The 19,232-nt window shown below is 46.9% G+C and carries 17 protein-coding genes; 9 read left to right on the forward strand and 8 right to left on the reverse strand.

Annotation, left to right across the window (positions count from 1 at the left end):
- Positions 1-1,001 (reverse strand): ice-binding family protein (locus ATL39_RS17580; RefSeq protein ID WP_147419321.1); only part of this gene is annotated, 1,001 nt, incomplete at its 3' end.
- Positions 1,002-1,869: 868 nt separating this feature from the next.
- Here ATL39_RS17580 and ATL39_RS00950 point away from each other — a divergent pair.
- The gene (locus tag ATL39_RS00950; RefSeq protein ID WP_120191410.1) at positions 1,870-2,157 is read left to right on the forward strand and encodes a hypothetical protein; all 288 of its coding nucleotides are present in this window, start codon (positions 1,870-1,872) and stop codon (positions 2,155-2,157) included.
- Positions 2,158-2,585: 428 nt separating this feature from the next.
- On the opposite strand, the gene nikE is transcribed toward ATL39_RS00950, so the two are convergent.
- From nikE to ATL39_RS00985, 7 genes are all read right to left on the reverse strand, one after another.
- Positions 2,586-3,398 carry a nickel import ATP-binding protein NikE gene (gene nikE / locus ATL39_RS00955; RefSeq protein WP_120191411.1) on the reverse strand — a complete coding sequence of 271 codons (813 nt, stop codon included), beginning with the start codon at positions 3,396-3,398 and terminating at the stop codon, positions 2,586-2,588.
- 44 nt (positions 3,399-3,442) lie between these two features.
- Positions 3,443-4,270: an ABC transporter ATP-binding protein gene (locus ATL39_RS00960; protein WP_120191412.1), complete on the reverse strand. Its 828-nt coding sequence runs from the start codon at positions 4,268-4,270 to the stop codon at positions 3,443-3,445.
- Positions 4,271-4,285: 15 nt separating this feature from the next.
- Entirely contained in the window at positions 4,286-5,119 is an 834-nt protein-coding gene (gene nikC / locus ATL39_RS00965; protein WP_120191413.1) for a nickel ABC transporter permease subunit NikC, read from the reverse strand.
- Positions 5,116-6,060, reverse strand: a complete 945-nt coding sequence (nikB, locus tag ATL39_RS00970) for a nickel ABC transporter permease subunit NikB (protein WP_120191414.1) — start codon at positions 6,058-6,060, stop codon at positions 5,116-5,118. Before nikB ends, nikC begins: the two co-directional genes overlap by 4 nt.
- Before the next feature lie 19 nt (positions 6,061-6,079).
- Positions 6,080-7,702, reverse strand: a complete 1,623-nt coding sequence (gene nikA, locus ATL39_RS00975; RefSeq protein WP_120191415.1) for a nickel ABC transporter substrate-binding protein — start codon at positions 7,700-7,702, stop codon at positions 6,080-6,082.
- A gap of 362 nt (positions 7,703-8,064) precedes the next feature.
- Positions 8,065-8,604: a class I SAM-dependent methyltransferase gene (locus tag ATL39_RS00980; protein WP_120191416.1), complete on the reverse strand. Its 540-nt coding sequence runs from the start codon at positions 8,602-8,604 to the stop codon at positions 8,065-8,067.
- The gene (locus ATL39_RS00985) at positions 8,594-9,529 is read right to left on the reverse strand and encodes an NAD(P)/FAD-dependent oxidoreductase (RefSeq protein WP_120191417.1); all 936 of its coding nucleotides are present in this window, start codon (positions 9,527-9,529) and stop codon (positions 8,594-8,596) included. Before ATL39_RS00985 ends, ATL39_RS00980 begins: the two co-directional genes overlap by 11 nt.
- A 233-nt stretch (positions 9,530-9,762) precedes the next feature.
- Here ATL39_RS00985 and ATL39_RS00990 point away from each other — a divergent pair, with 233 nt between their 5' ends.
- From ATL39_RS00990 to ATL39_RS01025, 8 genes are all read left to right on the forward strand, one after another.
- A complete protein-coding gene (locus ATL39_RS00990; protein WP_120191418.1) occupies positions 9,763-11,592 on the forward strand; it encodes a sigma-54-dependent Fis family transcriptional regulator in 1,830 nt (609 codons plus the stop codon).
- A 184-nt stretch (positions 11,593-11,776) separates the two neighbouring features.
- Positions 11,777-12,787, forward strand: a complete 1,011-nt coding sequence (locus ATL39_RS00995) for a thiamine pyrophosphate-dependent dehydrogenase E1 component subunit alpha (protein WP_120191419.1) — start codon at positions 11,777-11,779, stop codon at positions 12,785-12,787.
- Positions 12,788-12,790: 3 nt separating this feature from the next.
- A complete protein-coding gene (locus tag ATL39_RS01000) occupies positions 12,791-13,825 on the forward strand; it encodes an alpha-ketoacid dehydrogenase subunit beta (protein WP_120191420.1) in 1,035 nt (344 codons plus the stop codon).
- A gap of 36 nt (positions 13,826-13,861) precedes the next feature.
- Positions 13,862-15,100, forward strand: a complete 1,239-nt coding sequence (locus tag ATL39_RS01005) for a dihydrolipoamide acetyltransferase family protein (RefSeq protein ID WP_120191421.1) — start codon at positions 13,862-13,864, stop codon at positions 15,098-15,100.
- 11 nt (positions 15,101-15,111) lie between these two features.
- Complete coding sequence (gene lpdA / locus ATL39_RS01010; protein WP_120191422.1) at positions 15,112-16,500, forward strand: dihydrolipoyl dehydrogenase; 1,389 nt, start codon at positions 15,112-15,114, stop codon at positions 16,498-16,500.
- A 171-nt stretch (positions 16,501-16,671) separates the two neighbouring features.
- Positions 16,672-17,160, forward strand: a complete 489-nt coding sequence (locus tag ATL39_RS01015; RefSeq protein ID WP_120191423.1) for a hypothetical protein — start codon at positions 16,672-16,674, stop codon at positions 17,158-17,160.
- Between the two features lie 114 nt (positions 17,161-17,274).
- Positions 17,275-18,012, forward strand: coding sequence for a hypothetical protein (locus tag ATL39_RS01020; protein ID WP_120191424.1), 738 nt, complete (start codon positions 17,275-17,277; stop codon positions 18,010-18,012).
- Positions 18,013-18,140: 128 nt separating this feature from the next.
- On the forward strand, positions 18,141-19,196 hold the full coding sequence (locus ATL39_RS01025) for a tartrate dehydrogenase (RefSeq protein ID WP_120191425.1): 1,056 nt from the start codon (positions 18,141-18,143) through the stop codon (positions 19,194-19,196).
- Positions 19,197-19,232 lie beyond the last annotated feature (36 nt).

Raw genomic sequence — 19,232 nt, forward strand, 5'->3', positions numbered from 1 at the left:
GGATTTGGCTCAGGGTCTGGATTTGGCTCAGGGTCTGGATTTGGTTCAGGGTCCGGATTTGGCTCAGGGTCTGGATTTGGTTCAGGATCCGGTGTTGGGTCTGGATCCGGATTTGGTTCAGGATCTGGATTTGGTTCAGGATCCGGTGTTGGGTCTGGATCCGGATTTGGCTCAGGATCTGGATTTGGTTCAGGGTCCGGTGTTGGGTCTGGATCCGGATTTGGCTCAGGATCCGGAGTTGGATCAGGATCCGGAGTTGGGTCTGGATCCGGAGTTGGATCAGGATCTGGGTTTGGCTCAGGATCCGGTGTTGGATCAGGATCTGGAACCGGTGCTTCACATACTGGCGGCACGATAATTTCAGTATTGGCCGCATCAGCTGTAACAGCTGTCTGAGCTAATATTCTGCCGTTAGTAGTGGAGTCCGCACCAACCGTGATGGCTGATTTACTCATTAATGTTCCGACAAACGTGCTGTTTGCGCCAAGAGTGGCAACGTTGGCTACCCAAAAGATATTACAAGCCTGGGCACCGCCCTGCAGTTGGATCTCCGTATTTGCAGCGGTAGAAAGCGCTCCATCAATCTGGAATATATAAACGCCATCACCGTTAAGCGTAATACTTGATCCCATAGAGACAGCATTATTAAAGTTATACACACCTGGAGTTAATGTGTCCCCGCCCAGTGTAGACAATGTAGTATCAGCAGGTTGCGAGTCAGCACGGGTCATAGCACCTTGGAAATCTGAATACGCTTCTGTATATGCGTCGTTCGCTACGTCTGTTGAACCGGTAACATCTGCCGTTCCGGTTAAACCTCCGGCTCCCAAACTGCCATTGACTGAAGTGGATTCTGTAACTGTTACGGATTCACCTAAAATACCATATGGGTTTGCTGCTCCTAGGCCAGGGTTAACTCCGACAGCATTAACGTGTAATGAAAAAAGGGGAAGTATGAGAAGGATGGTCATAAAAATCGAAAATATCCTAAAATATTTCACTTGATGTTTCACCCCTTCAGATAGTAATATACCTACAAAGTATATTAATTTTCTTAATTTTCAGTAAATTTAATGTAGTGGAATTTATATTGTTCACTCCTTTCAAAAATATTAGGTCCCCATTAATAAATTTTTTTATTATCATTAAATTCACTAAAGTGAACAATTTTGATTTATCAATAAAACTTTCAAGATAGCTTATTGCTGCAAATAGTAGGCTACACATAGAGTATACACCCGTTTTTATTAAAGTATATAACTATTTTTACTATTATAATTGTTCACTATAGTGGAATTATATTATATAGTAATAAATAGTTTAAGTTTTTATTTAATTGCAAAAAGGAAAAATAATCATGGTGATGAGAATAAAAAAGAGTATTCCTGGACACAATACAACCTGCCTTCCCAGCTATCAGCGCGAGTTGTGTCTTTAATGATGAATGTTACCCCTCAAATAGGCAGGAGTTTATTACGAAAATGAATAGATTATCGTCGGAAGGCGTTAACGATCAATTCATAGGTAGTAAACAACCTGAATAGCTTGCGGTGCAAACAAAAGTCATAAAATATCCTTATAATAATGATCATTCTGGACGAATCAAAAGGAAGTGAGGACTTTATAATAAATTCAGTTTTAAAAACGTACCAGGCAGTTACAAATGTATGGAGATATAATTAAAAAAAATAAAAAAATCTCGATTCTTTGTAAAAAAGAAGAATGCGAGGTTTTTTTCAAATGATAATGAATATTTTATAGACCTCTCGCAAGATTTCGAAATAGTGAAATTACAGAATTTGTATGCATGAAGACAAGCGCTTATAATGGGTGTTTGTACAATAGCAATTAAAGGAAGAGGTGGGCTGCTTGGGTTTAGGAATACTCCTTTTATTACTTGCGATTACATTTGTTATTTATTTCAGGTCAAACACCTTAAAAGTCGTTTACGTTAGTTTGGGGTTACTTGCTTGCGGCGTAGTTTGTTTTATTGTGTTTGTCATTGCTATTGATACGATGAATCCAGCTTATGGCTCTGTTATGCGATTGGACGTAGCTCTTCTTGGCCTGCAGGCCTCACTGATCTTAATTCCAAGCGGCGTTATTATGAGTATTACCGCCATTGTTTTCCATCGAACGCGTAAAAAAACTTCATAGGAATATGGGTCTACTGAGTAAGGTCAGAAGGTCGAAATCTCTATCAGGTATGAGTGATTAATCTATACAAAAATGTACTTACATTTTATATGGAAATCACGATGTTTATAAAATCGAATCATTCGAAAAAGCTTTTCTTCTTTATGTAAAAAACACCCCAAACTCGCATGTATGACTGCGATAATATAGAGGTGTTTTTTTTATGAATACCAACGGTTCATTATCTTTTACTCCTTGTTTTATTCTATGCAGGATCTTACATTTTCAATTACAGCACGGAGTTATTTGAGAAAATGATGGATTCCATACCTGGTGATTAAAAAACAAGAGGATCATAATATAAATTTCACGGCCGGATCCTATCGATACGAACATATAGACAAAATCCGCCTCCTTTCTAATGAGCACTTAGAAAGAAGACGGATGTTTTAACGACCGGTAATGGTTCGATCTTTTGGATGTTCAGGCAGGATAGAAGCAACCAGTTCTTTAACTTTTGGCTGTTCGGAAGTGAAAATATCATTTTTATCATAACAAGTTTCAACTATTCTTCCGTTTTCCATAACAATCATAGCATCTGAGATAAAATAGGCTGCGCGGATGTCGTGGGTAATAAAGAGATAGGAGAGACTATACTCGTTTTTCAACTCTTGCAGCAAGTGAAGAATATTTGTCTGTGTCACCATATCAAGACTGCTTACCGATTCGTCCAAAACAATCATTTTTGGCTTCAGAGCAATGGATCTTGCAATGCTAATGCGCTGCAGCTGCCCGCCGCTGAACTGGCCGGGGCGTTTTTTCATATCCTCCGCATGTAGGCCGACCATTTCCAATAATTGAGCGACGGTTCGTTTTTGTTCCGACACAGAAAGCTTTTCGTAATTGTCCAGTGGTTCCCCAATAATTTGTTCTGCCGTCAGGCGGGGATTTACGGAGGAATAGCTGTCCTGAAAGACGACCTGAAGATCTCTTCTCATCTTCCGGCGGGCTGCAGCGGTCATCGTATAAAGGTCTTCTCCCTGGAAGAGGACCTGACCTTTCTTTGGCTTTTCCAGCCCGAGAATTACCTTTCCGAGCGTGCTTTTTCCTGCTCCGCTGGTCCCTATAAGTCCCATACACATGCCTTGCTCTACAGTAAGGGATACATTGGAAAGAACCTGTGTTTCTTTTCTTCGGATGGGTAAAAAAGAACGTGCTGAGCCGTATGTATGGGTAACGTCTTTCACTTCCAAAAGACTCATAAGTTCTGTTCTCCCTTCGATCTGTAGTAGGCGCCCCATCTCTTCTATATAACCCTTCTTTTTAATTGATCATTTAACAGCAGGGCAGGCCTTGCCTGCAGCAGTTGCTTCGTATACTCCTGCTTTGGATGATCAAACAGCTGAAAGACATCTGCTGTTTCTATAATGCGGCCGTTCCGCATCACGGCCACGTCGTCAGCCAGTTCGGAAATGACTCCTAAATCATGGGAGATCAGTAAAATGGATGTGCCGCATTCGGTGCGGAGACGGTCCAGTTCTCTCAGCACCTGCAGCTGATTAGTAACATCAAGTGCCGTAGTAGGTTCGTCAGCAATAACAACAGAAGGGCGCAGACACATCGATATGGCAATCATGACCCGCTGCAGCATACCGCCGCTTAATTGAAAGGGATACTTTTTCATTAATTTAGAAGGCTCTGGCAGATTCATTTTTTCCATTGATGTGATGGCAAGATCCACCGCCTGCTTTTTCGTAAGGACGGTATGGCTTCGAATCGTTTCTACAAACTGATTTCCTATCGTATACACAGGAGTGAAGGCATTCATTGGGTTCTGCATAATAAACCCGATGTCCCTGCCGAGCACGCTGCGCATTTTTTTTTGATTCAGATCCGTAAGCTCCCGGCCATGCAGCTGAATACTTCCCTTTACAGACATTGTTTTTGGATTTAGGAGCTGCAGCAGGGCCATGCACGTAACGGTTTTTCCGCTGCCGCTTTCTCCTGCCAGGCCTAATATCTTCCCCGGTTTTAATTCCAAGTGAAGATTCTGAACTAGGGGAAGCATGCCTTTGGGCGTTTTTACAGCCACATTTAAATCCTTTACATGTAAAGCATTCTGCTGATGTCCCATCTTTTTATGCCCCTTTCAATAGCGGCGTTTCACGCCTAATCGTTCTGATAAAGATTCTCCAAGAATATTAAATGAAATAACGACGAACAGGATAAATAAACCGGGATAAATCATAAGTTCCGGCTGGCTTCGAATAAAGGCTTTTCCCTCGTGAATCATTGCGCCCCATTCAGGTGTAGGCGGCTGAATGCCGAGACCAAGAAAGGAGAGGGCGGAAATGTCCATAATAGCCCAGCCCATTTCCAGCGTCCCCATAACTATAATAGGAGGGAGGACGTTTGGGATCAGATGCCGCCTGATAATCTTTCCTGTCGAAGAACCGCTCATTCGTGCGGCTGTAATGAAATTTTGTTCTTTCATGCTGACAACCATGCCCCGGATCATCCGGGCATAATAAACCCACTGAACCATCATCAATGCCACTACTACCTGCCAGAGGCCGGGTCCCAGTAGGCCTACAATTCCCAGCACAAGCACCAGGTTTGGAAAAGCCATGACACCGTCGCAGAAGCGCATCAGCAGCAGGTCGATCCAGCCGCCGATGTAGCCGGCAAGCGTACCAATAAGCAGGCCGATGCCTAACGAAGCAGCGAAAATTAAAAAAGCAAATCCGAGAGAAACGCGTGCGCCATAAAGCAGGCGTGATAGAGTACAGCGACCAAAATGATCAGTGCCTAAAGGATATTCCCAGGAAGGAGGAGCTAATTTTACTGCCAGGTTCACATGCACCGGATCATGAGGAGCAATCCAGGGAGCCAGAATGCTGATCAGAAAAAATGTTAGTAACACAACGGAGCTTATAGTAATAGCCCATCTTCCTTGACTGGCCGTTCGTATGCTTGCAATCAAGATTCAGTCCGTCCTTTCCATGAAATGCGCGGGTCCATATACAACTGCAGGACATCGACGATGAGATTGCAGACGATAAATAGACACGCTGCGAGCACCACGTAGCCTTGAATAACGGGAATATCCCGGTTCAGGATGGCTTCGATAAAGAATCGTCCAAATCCAGGCCAGGAAAAAACCTGTTCTACAATGATGGTGCCTGTAAGAAGCTTCCCCAAATTCATACCGAGCCCGGTCAGCATGGGGGAAATAGCTATTCGCAGCACGTGCTTGACCATAATGGTCTTTTCTTTAATGCCGCGTGTTCTACCGTAGGTCACATATACTTTTTCCAGTTCCTCCAGCACACTTGCACGGAGCAGCCGAGTGTAAATGGCAATTAATGCGAGGGACAGCGTGATGCTTGGAAGCACGAAATGCTGCCAGGAGCCTCTTCCTTCCACTGGGAATAAATCCAGCTGTACAGCAAAAACAAAAATTAAAATATAGCCAAGCCAAAACTGTGGAATAGAGGCGCCCAAATAAGCAAGGAATCTGCTGAAATGATCAATCACACTATTCTTATAAACCGCTGATAAGAAACCAAGCGGCACACTGACAATGACAGCAAGAAGAATACTGCTTACCGCCAGCTGGATCGTAGCCGGCATTCTTGTCACGACCTCCTGCCAGACAGGGGTATTCGTTACGTAGGAATTGCCGAAGTCTAGCTGAACAATTTGCTTGACGGTTTGCACATACTGCATAATGAGAGATTCGTTCAGGCCAAACTCCTGCCTTTTTTCTGCTAAGATCTCCTCAGTAGGATGGATGTGGGCCGCAGCAAGATACGCCTCGGCCGGATCAACCGGCGAGAGACGTATCAGGGCAAACATTAGAAAAATGGCGAACAAGATAATAGGAATGACAGCAAGCAGTCGTTTTGTAAGGTAGGAAATCATGGCTTATCCTTTCTCATCATTACTGACTGACTTTTATTTCATTGAAAGGATGTTCATCCCGGTTCGCCGGAAATGAAAACTCTTCTATACTATCCTGATATACCACAGTTTTTTTCATGTAAGAAACCGGTACAATAACAGACTGATCTTGTAGTGTGTTTAAAATGCCGTTATAAAGCTCCTGGCGTTCTTCTTCATCCTGAGAAGCTAAAGCCTCTTCGATCTGCGCATCCAGTTCAGCTTTCATCGGCAGGTTGGAGTGTGCTTCTGCCACGCCCCAGCCTTTTTCTGCTACAACGTTTATAAATGAATGAGGATCATAAGGAGCACCGTAGTTATACCAAAAATCAATATCGAAATCGCCGGCTTTTCTGCGCTCAATTTGATCTGTCAATTCCACTCCTGCAATATTCAGCTGCACACCAATGGCTGTCCATTCTGCTTGAAGTGTTTCGGCCATTGATTTTTGAATCGGGTCAGTTTTGTCGTACATTAATTCCAGTTCAAGAGGCTCTCCATCTTTTTCACGGATGGTTTTTCCATCAGGAAGGCTCCAGCCTGCCTCCTCTAGATAGGATACTGCTTTCTCCATATCATATTCGATGGGATCAATATCAACATCGGTGTAGGGGAAGTTAGTGGATAGAATTTTATCCGCTTTTTCTTCTAACCCGAGCGTTATGCCCTCTACCATTGCTTCTTTATTAAATGCATGCTGGAGAGCCAATCGTACGTTAAGGTCTGAAAGCTTTTCGTTTGTGGAATTCAGAAGCAGGCTTCTTGTAGCTAATGGTTCAGATAAGTCCGTTTCATACTCTCCGGACTCTTTCAAATGGTTAAAGGAATCCATGCTAATGACGCCCTCTCCATAAATCATGTCCAATTCTCCCTTTTCAAAAGCAAGAACACGCGTCTCTGCATCAGGGATAATTTTTATAGTTACCTTCTCGAGTTCCGGAGCTTCTCCCCAGTAGTCAGGATTCCGGGTGAATACAGCATATTCGTCTGCTTTATAGTCTTCGAGCACCCAAGGTCCGGTACCGACCGGTTCTGTAATGCCCTGTGATGTGTCCCCATCTTCTGGAAAACCGGATTCACCGAGAAAGCGAACCGGACGCACGACGGCTAAATCCTGCAGCGCTGGATAATAAGGTTCCGATAAAACCATTTTAAATGTAGAGTCGTCCACGGCTTCTGTTTTTTCGATCACATTGATAACGCCAAGCCAGGTATGGGAACTTTTATTTTCCAGTACAGCGTCAAAGTTCTTTTTAATAATATCAGCGTTCAGCGAAGAGCCATCTGTAAACGTCACGTCCTCACGAAGCTTGAATGTATATTCAAGGCCGTCCTCTGAAACATCCCAGGATTCTGCAAGGTGCGGTTTGATTTCTCCACCTTCTTCATAGCTCACAAGTGGTTCATAAATCATTGATTGGGTCAGCAGCTGTGAAGGGTTGTACACGTGGGGGTTCATGGAGCCTATATCCCTCGGCCAGGATAGGGTAATAGAATTCGGGGTTTTATCTGTACTGTCCCCTGATTCGGAAGAAGCATCTTCGCTGGAGCATCCAGCTAATAATGTGAAAGTAAAGATAATAAGTACGGTAAATAACATCTGCCTGCGGTTAAGTAGTTGCATGTTCGATTGAGTCCTCTCTAAGTCGAATAAATGATAATGATTATCATTATTAATATTCTAACTATAAGGAGTGGGTGTTCTATTGTCAATATAAATTTAAAGTGGTTACGAAGCCTGACAAAACAGCATTTGAATAATATTCAGTGTTAATAAAGAAGAAAATATTGAAGAATGTATAAAATACTGAACATACCTTTCTACATGCATCGCAGAAAAAACAGAAAAAATACCCGACTGATCTATTGGAAGGGCAGTTTCCTCCTTCTTGCAGTATTCAGCCGGGTATTTAGTGTTTTATTATTTATTGAAATGCTCTATTGCCTACTTAATAGATTCGTTATATCTATAATTTACGCAAAAAATTATTTCTGCGCGAGGAGAACATAGATTTTTTCAGTAGGATAAAACTTTCGTATCACTCGCAGACCTGCTGCAGTGATAGCCTTTTCCATCTGCTCGGAGGTGACTCTAGGTGCTTCATGATGGGAAACTCCGTTTGGCTCCAGCTCTACGCAGATGAGATAACCGTCCTTTTTCAGTACCTGCTGGATGTGATGCAGGGCCGGAACGAGCGGATCTATCTCATGCAGCACGAGGGAGGCAATCACAGCGTCGATCGTATGATCCGGGAGCGATAATTTCTGAATGGGTACGATGTTTGTCAGTTCCTCCTGAAGGGCTTTAGAGCGGATAATATCGAGCATGCTGTCGTCGGTATCAAGCGCGTACACGGTGCCGTCAGTTCTTTTGGCTGCGGGAATGGAAAAGTAACCGGTGCCCGCTCCGAAATCGAGCACGAACTCTGAATCTTTCAGTGAAAGCATGTCTAAAATTTCCTCCGGAGGCAGCTCTTTTCTTCGTTCCGGGCTGTCCAGATAAGATACTTTTCCTTTATGATGCATCGATTTTTCCTCCTTTTTTATGTTCAGCAAATGATTCTTCGACTAAGGCTGCATTGACGGCCGCACCTGCCATACTTCCCTCACCGGCGGCAATAATCAGCTGCGAGGGACCTGCCATTAACGTATCTCCGCATGCAAAAACGCCGGGGATAGTCGTTTGTTTCATTTGATCAACGTCAATTCCGCCGCGTTCGTTCCGGGCGCATCCGAGTGCGGAAGCAAAAGGGGAGGATTGTGTCCATTCCGGCGTAATAAATCCGCCTGTCCGTTTAACGGTTGTTCCATCCACAAATGCTATCTCCTCCAGCGCTCCGCATTCCCCGATTAAAGAAAGAATTTTTTCTTCATACACGTGGATGTGTTTCCGGCCGAGTATTTCTTTTTCGTCTTCTGATAGAATCTGCCTGCCGTTTGTGCAGACGATCACATCGTCCGTCCAGTTCGAAACAATTTTAGCCATATGAAAAGCATGTGGGTTTTCGGAAATAACGGCCAGCGGCTGATCCCGAAGCTCCCAGCCATCACAGTAGGGACAGCTGAACAGGCTGTTTCCGTAAAATTCGGCCACCCGTTTTACGTCAGGCATGATTTCTTTAAAGCCGGTGGCGAGAATAACTTTTTTGGCCTGATAGATATCGCCGTTTTCCATGGTGATCTGAAAATGCTGCTCCTTTTTTTGGATTTCACGTACCCGCTGCTTTTCAACGCGGACGTCGGGATACTTACGCAGCTCATCCTGGGCGATTCGTTTCAACTCCTGTGGATCTATTCCGTCCCTTGTTATAAACCCATGTGATTCAGAAGTAACCGCATTTCTTGGCCTGTTGTCGTCAAAAAGAATGATTTTTCTGCGGGCACGTCCCAGAACGAGTGAAGCATTCAGGCCTGCCGGGCCCCCGCCGATAACAGCGCAGTCAAGTATCATATGATAGCCTCCTTTTAATAGATATTAAAGACTCTTATTATCTTTAATAGAATAAAATATAGCATCTGCTTTAATAGAAGTCAACGAAAAGCTTTTAATTCCTCTCTGTTACATGTAAGCGTTATCATATATAATTAAAAGAACAGACGGTACGGCAATTTCCTTCATACACTCCTATCATGCAGACGAATAAGCAGACCTGTCTTTTATAAAATTTAATTGAGGTGAGCTTCATGATAGCTGGTCAGGTAACAAAAGAGCAGTGGAAGCGATTCGTACAGGAAGGGGCGCTGGACACGTCCAGGATCAGCCGGCGGATTGCCGCCTCCTGGTACGAGTGCCGGAAAAACGGGGTGGATCCTTACAATGGAAAGGGGATTCTGCGCCTGGAGAGCGGAGATCTTCAGAAAAAACGCGAGGAAAATAAACGCCTGATTGAGATTGCGGTACCATTTATGAAGAAGCTGGCACAGATGTACGCCCAATCAAATATGATTATTCTGCTGATTGACAGGGACGGCTACGTATTAAAACTCATGGGGCAGGATAAAGCCAGAGCGCTCGCCACTCATATTAACTTTACTGAAGGCGTAAAGTGGACAGAAAAAGAAGTGGGCACGAATGCGATTGGAACGGCACTTTCGACGGGAGAGGCGATTACGGTAAACGGACCGGAGCATTTTTCCCTGGCATCGCAGAGCTGGGGATGTTCGGCATCCCCGATCCGGGATGAAAAGGGAGACGTGCTCGGCATTCTGGATATCTCCAGTCCATCAGCGGCCGGCTACCACGAGCATCTGCTTGGGACAGTCGTCTCTGCGGCTTACGCAATTGAGCACAAGTGGCAGCAGCTTATCAAAGAAGAAGAGATTGCTCTCATGCATCATGCGCTGGAGTGTCTTGGAAAACAGGAAACCTCCTTTTTTGTGGCAGACCGGCATGGCCGTATCGTGTATCTTTCCCCACAGGCAAAGGCGAATCTGAATGCCTCGCGGGGCGGCTCCATCGACGATCTGCCTTTTTCTGCGGCCAAAACACCGGTATATTCGTCGGACGGCGGACAGGTGATCGGCAGCTATGCGGCGGTTCCGGTAAAAGAAGCAAAACCGTGCGGCACCGGCTGGGCCGGGACTTTTTCTTTCAAAGGAGTAATCGGCACAAGCAGCACGTTCAAAGAGGTACTTGAAAAAGCGGAAAAAGTTTCCCGTACAAACGTAACGGTGCATATCACTGGTGAAACCGGTACGGGAAAAGAAGTGATGGCCCGATCCATCCACGAAAGTCATGCAGGCCGTAATGCCCCGTTTATTGCAATTAACTGCGGAGCAGTTCCGGCAAACCTGCTGGAAAGTGAATTGTTCGGCTATGCGCCGGGGGCATTTACGGGCGCAAAAAAAGAAGGCGCTCCCGGAAAAATCGTGCAGGCGGATGGAGGCACGCTGTTTCTGGATGAAATTGGGGAAATTCCGGCGGCAATGCAGGTCGCACTGCTGCGGGTTCTTCAGGAAAAAGAAGTCACGCCGGTCGGAGGGGACAAAACGAGACCTGTTAAATTCCGGCTGATTACCGCATCAAACCGGCCACTCGGGGAACAGGTGCAGAACGGTACCTTCCGGGAGGATTTGTATTACCGTATTTATGTATACGCGATTCACCTGCCGCCGCTTCGCAGGCGCAGAGAGGATATCCCTGCGCTCATTCACTATTACTTTCATCAGAACGGGTGGCCGTTCAGCTGGACAGAAAAATCCCTGCAGGTACTGCAGCGGCAGAAATGGGAAGGTAACATCCGCGAACTATTTAACGTGCTGGAAGGCCTGTACGTGGAATTTCAGGAGGAAACGCCCACGGCCCGTCAAATTGAAGCCTATGTACAGCAGACTTCCTCCGGCCATGAGGAGACGCCGCCGGTGCCCTCTCTTTCTGTCCGGGAACAGATGGAAAAGGATTACCTGGAAAAAGCACTCCGCCAGCACGGCGGTAAAGCTTCTCTTGCAGCGGAACAGCTGGGCATCCCCCGGAGTTCTTTTTACCGGAAACTGGCCAAGTACCAGCTTTCCTGAAAAGGACAGACTGGGACGAAATGAGACAAAATGGGACATATCCCGCTGATTCCCATTTTCATATAAAACAAAAGAAAGAGAATGCTTATTTTGTAAGCGTTCTCTTTTTGGCATGGGATTTGCAGTTATACCTAACAGAACGGCCGGCTTCCGGCACTATTTATTCAGAAGGAGGTTAACGAGAATGGGAGTATCGGAAATTCAACAGCAGTCCCTCACGTCAGAAAAAGCAAAATGGATGTACCAGAAGATGGCAGAAATCCGCAGGTTTGAAGACCAGGTTCACGAAACGTTCAGCACCGGTGTCCTGCCGGGATTTGTGCACCTGTATGCAGGAGAAGAAGCGGTAGCAGTCGGAGTATGCGCGCATCTCGATGACAAGGACAGCATTACGAGCACGCACCGCGGCCATGGGCACTGCATTGCCAAAGGATGTGACCTGAAAGGCATGATGGCTGAAATTTACGGCAAATCCACCGGCCTCTGCAAAGGAAAAGGCGGGTCCATGCACATTGCAGATGTCAGCAAAGGCATGCTTGGAGCAAACGGGATTGTCGGCGGTGGTTTTCCGCTGGCAACCGGAGCAGGGCTGTCTGCCAAGCTTCGCAAAACCGGCGGGGTAGCGGTTTGTTTCTTTGGAGACGGGGCCAACAACCACGGCACATTTCATGAAGGGATCAACATGGCAGCCATTTGGAAGCTACCGGTTATCTTTGTAGCGGAAAACAATGGCTATGCAGAGGCTACTCCATTCGAATATGCGTCCAGCTGCGAATCTATTTCCGATCGGGCTGCTTCTTACGGCATTCCGGGTGAAACGGTGGATGGAAAGGATACAATGGCGGTCTATGAAGCAGCGGAACGCGCCGTGGAGCGGGCCAGAAATGGAGAAGGTCCAACATTAATTGAGTGCAAAACGTACCGGAACTACGGCCACTTTGAAGGCGACGCACAGAAATATAAAACAAATGAAGAACGCGATGAGCATTTAAAAGAGCTGGATGCGATTATCCGCTTCCGTCAGCATGTGTTAACGACGGATCTAGCCTCTGAAGATGAGCTTCATTCCATTGATGAAAGTGTAAGAAAAGAAATAGAAGACGCGGTGGAATTTGCAGAAAAAAGTCCAATGCCGGAAGCCGATCAGCTGACCACAGACGTGTATGTAGATTACCAGCCAGGCGGGGAGGAATAAAAAATGGCAAGAAAAATATCTTTTTCAGATGCAGTCAATGAGGCGATGGCGATTACGATGCGGAATGATGAACATGTGATTCTTCTTGGAGAGGACGTAGCGGGCGGAGCGAACGTGGATCATCTGCAGAACGAAGAAGCATGGGGAGGCGTAATGGGCGTTACCCAGGGTCTCGTCCAGGAGTTTGGGCGAGACCGGGTGCTGGATACGCCGATTGCCGAAGCGGGTTATGTAGGTGCTGCTGTGAGTGCGGCGGCAACCGGTATGAGGCCTGTGGCCGAGCTGATGTTTAACGATTTTATTGGCAGCTGCCTCGATGAGGTGATGAATCAGGGGGCAAAGCTGCGCTACATGTTTGGCGGCCATGCAAAAATTCCGCTCGTCATCCGTACGATGCACGGCGCCGGCTTCCGGGCGGCAGCCCAGCACTCTCAGAGCCTGTACGGCATGTTTACGGCGATCCCGGGATTAAAAGTGGTCGTCCCTTCGACGCCCGCAGATGCCAAAGGCCTTTTGATTTCCGCAATTGAAGACGATGACATTGTGATCTTTTTTGAAGACAAAACACTCTACAACGTTAAAGGAGAAGTGCCGGAAGGGCATTACAAAATCCCGATCGGCAAGGCGGACATTAAGCGGGAAGGCAGTGATATCACGATTGTTGCCATCGGCAAGCAGGTACAGACAGCGCTGGATGCGGCCGATAAACTTGCAGAAAAAGGCATTCAGGCCGAAGTAGTAGATCCGCGCAGCCTCTCTCCGCTTGATGAAGACACAATTTTAAAATCGGTCCAGAAGACGAGCCGGCTTGTGATCGTAGATGAAGCCAATCCACGCTGCAACGCCGCGACGGATATTTCGGCTATGGTAGCGGATAAAGGATTTGATTTCCTCGATGCGCCAATAAAAATGATAACCGCGCCGCACAGCCCGGTGCCATTTTCCCCATCTCTGGAAGATCTATATCTGCCGTCTCCGGAGAAAGTCATCAAAGCAGTGGCTGAACTGATTGACGATGAATCCATTGTGGCAAGCTGATAAAACCTGAGAACAGGCTGAAGGAGAGTGAGGCGTATGGCACAGGAAGTGGTGATGCCTAAATTTGGAATGAGCATGGAGGAAGGCACGATTGTAGAATGGCTCGTAAAACCGGATGATGAAGTAAAAAAAGGGGATCCGCTCGTTACGATCAGCTCCGACAAAATAACAAATGATCTGGAAGCGCCTGCAAGCGGTGTTATTATCGAAGTCACTGCGAATGTCGACGATACGCTTCCAGTAGGGAAAACGCTCGCTTATATTGGAGAAAAAGGAGAAAAACCGGAACCCGGCAGGGAAGAACCGCAAGAAGAGCCGCAGGCCCAACAGGCGCAGTCCAGTTCAACCCAGACGGAAGAAGAGCCAAAAACAAACGGACGCGCCGCTTCAGATTCCAGGCATATTAAGATTTCTCCGGCCGCGAAAAAACTGGCCAAATCAAAAAATATTCCGCTGGAAGAACTCACAGGTACAGGACCGCAGGGACGAATCACCAAGCAGGACGTGGAAAATTATGAGAGGCCTGCCTCGGAGGAGCCGGCGCCTCAAACGGAAATTGTGCCTTATGCCGGAATAGAAGAAGCCGTCACTAAAACACCGGTACGGGGCATGAGAAAAGCGATTGCAGAGAACATGCATCAAAGCCTGCAGCAGAGCGCGCAGCTGACTCTGATGAAAAAAGCAGACGTTACGGATCTGCTTCATGTACAGAAACAGGCTAAACAAAGCCTGGAGAAAGACGGGGAAACCGTAACGCTGACGCTGACCTCTTTTATTGCTAAAGCCGTTGTCAAAAGCCTGCAGGCTCATTCCCATATGAACAGCGCGTATATAGAAGACACAATTCATACGTATCCACACGTTCATTTAGGCATTGCCGCCTCGCTTGATAATGGCCTGGTAGTGCCGGTATTGTTCCATGCCGAGCATCAATCGGTACTGGGACTGGCGGAGAGTATCCAGAAGCTGGCTGAAAAAGCACGTGAAAATCGGCTCGACACCAGCGAAATGTCCGGATCCACGTTTACGATTACAAATCTGGGAGCCACAGGAATTGAATATTTTACGCCGATTTTGAACCCTCCGGAAGCCGGCATTCTAGGCATCGGCTCGCTGCAGGAAGAAGTGGTCATGATCGAAGGCCAGCCGCAGGCACGAAGGTTTCTGCCGCTCAGCTTAACCTTTGACCACCGGGTGATTGACGGCGATCCGGCGAGCCGTTTTCTAAAAGATGTCGCATCGGCACTGGAGCAGCCGTATCAGATGCTGCTGTAGGAGGTGGGCGGATGCAGGAGCACAGCACAGAGCTTCTTATTATCGGAGCGGGACCCGGAGGATACGTTGCGGCCATCCGGGCCGCCCAAAAGGGCAGGAAGGTAACATTAGTAAATAAGGGTGAGCTTGGCGGCACGTGTTTAAACGTTGGCTGCATCCCTTCTAAAGCGTTAATCGAAGCCGGCCATTATGCTGCGATGCCCGCCCGTGCGGCATCAGCCGGCATTCATTATCCAGAGCCTGAGATTGATTTCCAGAAGCTGCAGCAGTGGAAAACGGGAATAGTAAAACAGCTGACCGGTGGAGTAAAAGGACTTCTGCAGGCAGCCGGAGTAAAAATTATTAAAGGAGAGGCTTCGTTTGTCGATGCCCGCCGGGTAAAGATGACCGGTGGACAGGAGATTACTTTCTCTCATTGCATTATCGCCACAGGCTCTTTTCCTATTGAAATTCCGGCGTTCCCGTTTAACGAAAGGACGCTCTCATCGACAGAGGCGCTGGCCTTAACAAAAAAGCCTGAGTCGGTGACGGTAATCGGCGGCGGTTATATTGGCATTGAGCTGGGAACGATGTTCGCCAATTTCGGTACAAAAGTAACGATTATTGAAGGGCTCCCCGGCATTCTGCCCGGGTTTCCGGCAGCTATGTCCGCACTTGCCGCTGAGGAGCTGAAAGCCCGGCCGAATGCAGCCGTTCATACAGAGACCAAAGTAAGGAAAGTGGATACAACAGAACAATCTGCCGTCATTACGTATGAGAAAGGCGGAGAAACGAAAACGCTGGAAAGTGAGTATGTGCTGGTGACGGTGGGAAGAAAGCCAAATACAGAGAAGCTGGAGCTGGAGAAGGCCGGTATCCATGCAGATGAGAATGGGTTTATTGAAGTCAGCCCGGCCTGCCGTACGAGCGTACCTCATATTTTTGCGATTGGGGATGTTACGCCGGGTCCGGCGCTTGCCCACCGCGCCTCCATGCAGGGGAAACTGGTGAGTGAGGCGTTGGAAGGAGAAGAAGGAGACAGCTCGGATTACGTCATTCCGGCAGTGGTGTTTTCCGAACCGCCGCTTGCTGTGGTCGGTTTATCGAAGGAAGCGGCACAGCAGGAAGGATATGAAGTGAAGGCTGACAGTTTCCCAATGAGCCATAATGGACGTGCCCTGACGTTGAATACAACGGCCGGCATGGTAACGCTGATTACGGATCAAGCAGATGGAACAATACTGGGAGCGGAAGCGTCCGGCGAAGGAGCTCCGGAACTGATCAATGAGCTTGCGCTCTGCATTCAGTCCGGTTTAACGGCCGAAGATGTGTCCCTTGTTGTTCATGCGCATCCGACTCTTGGAGAAAGCATAATGGAAGCCGCGGAAAAAGTGATAGGTACGCCGATTCATCAATTGTAAAAGCAGGGGAGCGTGCTCTCCTGCTTTTTAATGTGGAAAATAATCGAAAAAATACGGATCCGGCAATAGGCATATTTATTTTTGTTATACTAATGAAGAGTTTGTTCATCCGCAGGACTTGGCGGCGCACGGATTTTTTCTTATACTATGTATCATAGAAGGGAGTGATGAATGACTATGACTTCAGTAAATGTACTCGTGATCGTGATCAGCCTTGGAGCCGCCGTATTCGCATGGCTGCAGGCCAATACCGCCAAAAAGCAGGCGCAGGCCGCAGCAGAGCAGGTGACCATCGCCCAGGATCATATAGAATATGTAAAAAAGAATTACGAACAGGAAGAAAACCGGCTGCGGGACGAAATCGACAATCAGCACAAAGCGTTCTTCACGATTGAAAAGGTGATAAAAGGCGCACGACAGGAAATTGTTATTTCCAATATCGGCAACGGGGAAGCAAGAATTACGGAAATATTATTTGACGGGGCTGATTACACCGAACACCGTTCCTATGAAAGCAGCAACTGGAGAAAAGGCGTGATTAAAGGAAATGGGGCAAATCTTGTCATTACCTTGATCCCGAGTAAGTTTCACCGCTTAAATGAAATTGAAGTGTTCTGGACCGATGAAGTCGGTGAAGACAGCACTCATAAACTTATTTAATACATAAGACGTGCCTGGAAAGGGGACGTCTTTTTACGATCTTGGAAAGCCGGGAGCCGCACGTGGTATACTGGTAAGACGGTTTGATACATATGAACAGGGGGAACGACACATATGATATTTGCAGCTATTGAAGGCAGCCGCGGCATTATTTCCGGAGGAACAGGGAGCATTACCTCCCTTCCGGTGCCTACAGGAAGCGCCAACTTTTTTGACCTGCTCGTCATTATTATGACGCCGATTCTACTTTTTACTTTTGCTCTTGCCCTGCGCCGCATGCTTAAAGACAAGCTGAACCGGAATTATGCTGTATTTCTCGGCATGATTGCCATGGAGTGGCTGCTTGCCTCTATTATACTAAACATTATTTACGGCAGCCTGCTGTACCGGAATGCCGGCTTATATTTATTCGAACTGTTTGGAGGGGGCTTTTTAACCAGTCTGTTGAACCTTATTGCGTACGGCGCTCTTTATCAGATTCTGCTGAGCTCCATTATTATGGCGAATCGCAAGATCGAAGAGCATTCCAGTGCGAAGACGCTGCACTTAATGGATATGCTCGTTCTCTCATCGAGAGACCGCACAGATTTATCACGGGCGGTGCGCGATGATATATCCCACCAGCTGTCTTCCAACAGCAAGCTTAAAAAGGAACACCAGTATTACTTAAAGCGGTCGATGGCGATTTATAATGAAGACCTGTCCACTTCTATGAGTACACGGTCCGGTCGAATTGAGATGGAACGATACACAATGCAGAACGAAGAAATCTCCCACCCAATGAGCTACGTCTCCGCGATCTATAATATTATGCGCCAGCAGTTCAGGCCGAGCCGCCCGAACCGTCGCTGACACTAAAGAGCTTTTTCTTATTAAAAGGAGAAAGCTCTTTTTTTGGCATATATGGAGGCGTTTACAAAAAGGGAGAGGTAGGATATGATGATAAAAAGTCGACGGTCGACGGAAATGAGGGCAAATAGATGAGAACATTGAAAATAGCAAGTATTCCCGGTGATGGTATTGGAAAAGAAGTTGTGCCGGCTGCAGAAGAAGTCGTACAGGCAGCGGTCAAAGCCTTTGGGGGAGTTGAGATTGAATTCACGCAGTTTCCATGGAGCTGCGAATATTACTTAGAGCATGGCAAAATGATGCCCGATGACGGCCTGGAAACGCTAAAAGAATTTGATGCGGTATTCCTGGGGGCTGTCGGCAATCCGGAGCTCGTAGCCGATCATATTTCCCTGTGGGGGCTGCTGATTAATATCCGCCGTAATTTTGAACAGGTGCTTAACATGAGGCCGGCGAAAACGTTTAAAGGCCTGAAATCAAAGCTTGCTGACCCAAAAGACTTCGATATTATGGTCGTTCGTGAGAACAGTGAAGGGGAATACAGCGAAATTGGGGGGCGTATTTATCAGGGAGAAGACCAGATCGCTATTCAGAGCGCCGTATTTTCAAGAAAAGCGACCGAACGGGCGGTTCGTCATGCGTTTAAACTGGCGGCAGAGCGCGGGAAAAAGGTAACAAGCGCAACAAAATCCAATGGAATTATTCATTCGATGCCGTTTTGGGATGAAATTTTCGAAGAAACAGCGCTGGAATACCCCGATTTTAAGACAGAGTCCCAGCATATTGATGCCCTGGCCGCGTTCTTTGTTACCGCACCGGAGCGGTTTGATGTCATTGTAGCGAGCAATTTGTTCGGCGACATTTTAACGGATATCGGAGCCGCCATTATGGGAAGTGTCGGTATTGCGCCGGCTGCCAATATTAATATGAACGGCAAGTATCCTTCAATGTTTGAACCGGTTCACGGTTCTGCCCCTGACATTGTCGGCAAAGAGCTTGCAAATCCGATCGGACAGATCTGGACGGCCAAAATGATGCTTGATCACCTTGGTGAAGAAAAAATAGCCGATCGTTTACTCGAAGTAATTGAAGGCGTTATTGCAGATGGTATTATGACCCGTGACATTGGAGGTACCTCGACTACTACAGAAGTGAAAGATGAAATAATCCGCCGCCTGCAGGCATAGCATAAGTAAAGAGCCCGGCTCGAAAGCCGGGTTCTT

The sequence above is a fragment of the Sinobaca qinghaiensis genome, assembly GCF_003610495.1.
GTDB classification, from domain to species: Bacteria; Bacillota; Bacilli; order Bacillales; family Marinococcaceae; genus Sinobaca; species Sinobaca qinghaiensis.

Coding starts and splice junctions, on each gene's coding strand:
- nikE (WP_120191411.1), bottom strand. CDS start 3,398: ATGAGTCTTTTGGAAGTGAAAGACGTTACCCATACATACGGCTCAGCA.
- ATL39_RS00960 (WP_120191412.1), bottom strand. CDS start 4,270: ATGGGACATCAGCAGAATGCTTTACATGTAAAGGATTTAAATGTGGCT.
- nikB (WP_120191414.1), bottom strand. CDS start 6,060: ATGATTTCCTACCTTACAAAACGACTGCTTGCTGTCATTCCTATTATC.
- nikA (WP_120191415.1), bottom strand. CDS start 7,702: ATGCAACTACTTAACCGCAGGCAGATGTTATTTACCGTACTTATTATC.
- ATL39_RS00980 (WP_120191416.1), bottom strand. CDS start 8,604: ATGCATCATAAAGGAAAAGTATCTTATCTGGACAGCCCGGAACGAAGA.
- ATL39_RS00985 (WP_120191417.1), bottom strand. CDS start 9,529: ATGATACTTGACTGCGCTGTTATCGGCGGGGGCCCGGCAGGCCTGAAT.
- ATL39_RS00990 (WP_120191418.1), top strand. CDS start 9,763: ATGATAGCTGGTCAGGTAACAAAAGAGCAGTGGAAGCGATTCGTACAG.
- ATL39_RS00995 (WP_120191419.1), top strand. CDS start 11,777: ATGGGAGTATCGGAAATTCAACAGCAGTCCCTCACGTCAGAAAAAGCA.
- ATL39_RS01000 (WP_120191420.1), top strand. CDS start 12,791: ATGGCAAGAAAAATATCTTTTTCAGATGCAGTCAATGAGGCGATGGCG.
- ATL39_RS01005 (WP_120191421.1), top strand. CDS start 13,862: ATGGCACAGGAAGTGGTGATGCCTAAATTTGGAATGAGCATGGAGGAA.
- lpdA (WP_120191422.1), top strand. CDS start 15,112: ATGCAGGAGCACAGCACAGAGCTTCTTATTATCGGAGCGGGACCCGGA.
- ATL39_RS01015 (WP_120191423.1), top strand. CDS start 16,672: ATGACTATGACTTCAGTAAATGTACTCGTGATCGTGATCAGCCTTGGA.
- ATL39_RS01020 (WP_120191424.1), top strand. CDS start 17,275: ATGATATTTGCAGCTATTGAAGGCAGCCGCGGCATTATTTCCGGAGGA.
- ATL39_RS01025 (WP_120191425.1), top strand. CDS start 18,141: ATGAGAACATTGAAAATAGCAAGTATTCCCGGTGATGGTATTGGAAAA.